The organism is Mycobacterium sp. 1245499.0, from assembly GCF_001673615.1.
Taxonomy (GTDB): Bacteria; Actinomycetota; Actinomycetes; order Mycobacteriales; family Mycobacteriaceae; genus Mycobacterium; species Mycobacterium europaeum_A.
Genome location: NZ_LZMG01000216.1, coordinates 1 through 907, shown reverse-complemented (window position 1 = coordinate 907; position 907 = coordinate 1). Strand labels below are relative to the sequence as shown.

2 pseudogenes are annotated in these 907 nt (G+C 68.7%); one reads left to right on the top strand and one right to left on the bottom strand.

Annotated features, from left to right (window positions below):
* A pseudogene (locus tag A5646_RS12335) lies at positions 1-723 on the bottom strand (S8 family serine peptidase); the annotation flags it as partial.
* On the opposite strand from A5646_RS12335, the pseudogene A5646_RS28955 reads away from it, so the two are divergent.
* Positions 722-907: pseudogene (locus tag A5646_RS28955) on the top strand (type VII secretion-associated serine protease); the annotation flags it as partial. The pseudogenes A5646_RS12335 and A5646_RS28955 overlap by 2 nt on opposite strands.

Genomic DNA, 907 nt, shown 5'->3' with positions numbered 1-907 from the left:
GTGTTGTGGCGGCGGGGCCGGGGTGATGACCCGGCTTTGCGCGCCGGGAGCCATCCGATCGCCGGGCGGGATGTTGAAGGTCAAGGCGGCGACCGGATCCACCATCCCGTATCCGACCTTGTTGTCCACGCCCGCAGGCGGATTGTGCGCGGACTGCACGATCCGGTTGATTACCTGATGCGCGCTGAGTTCGGGGAATTTCGCGCGCACCAGCGCCGCGACGCCGCTGACGTAGGCCGCCGAGAAACTGGTGCCCCAGAACGGCATGTTCTTCTCGCCCGGTCTCGACGGCGGGTAGGCATTCACCGGGCCGCCGCCCTGCGGTGAGAGGCCCATGATGTGGGTCCCGGGGGCCGCCACGCCGACCCAGGGACCGGTCATGCTCTTGTCGAGCGGGGCACCGCTGCTGTCGACCGCTCCCACCGACAGGACGTAATCGGAGAACCACGACGGCGCCGAGACGATCTTGACCTCGTGCCAGTCCCGCGGATCGGACGGGTCCAATGGGTCATACGTCGGGTTGTTGTTGCAGCCCGCTTCGCCGTCGTTGCCGGCGGCCGCCACGATCACGGCGTCCTTCGCGGTGGCCGCGTACCACAGCGCCGCACCGAGGGCCCGCTGATCGGCCGGGGCCGCCGCGGGCAGGCACGCGGTGACGGAAATGTTGATCACCTTGGCCCCCATGTTGGCGGCGTGAACCACCGCGCGCGCAACCGAATTCAGCGCGCATCAGGTAATCAACCGGATCGTGCAGTCCGCGCACAATCCGCCTGCGGGCGTGGACAACAAGGTCGGATACGGGATGGTGGATCCGGTCGCCGCCTTGACCTTCAACATCCCGCCCGGCGATCGGATGGCTCCCGGCGCGCAAAGCCGGGTCATCACCCCGGCCCCGCCGCCACAACAC